The organism is Corynebacterium sp. HMSC034B08 (assembly GCF_001835805.1).
Classification (GTDB): domain Bacteria; phylum Actinomycetota; class Actinomycetes; order Mycobacteriales; family Mycobacteriaceae; genus Corynebacterium; species Corynebacterium coyleae.
On record NZ_KV825917.1, the window covers coordinates 1 to 235 of the forward strand.

Genomic DNA, 235 nt, shown 5'->3' on the forward strand with positions numbered 1-235 from the left:
AGTGGGCGGTTTTTGAAATCTGCGACCATCTCGTCGAGTTCTTCCGACATGCGTGAGACTTGCGATTTTGACATGTTGGAAATGCCAAGGGTTGCCACCAGATCGTTCATTCGGCGGGTGGAGACCCCTTTGAGGTAGCACGTGGCGATCACGGTCGATAAGGCTCGTTCCGCTCGTGAGCGGCGCTCGAGCAGCCAGTCGGGGAAGAACGCGCCGTGGCGCAGCTTCGGCACTG

1 protein-coding gene is annotated in these 235 nt (G+C 58.7%); it reads right to left on the bottom strand.

Translation table 11 applies throughout. The features are described from left to right. On the bottom strand, positions 1–235 hold a 235-nt coding region (locus tag HMPREF2656_RS02660; RefSeq protein WP_210400949.1), incomplete at both ends, for a transposase.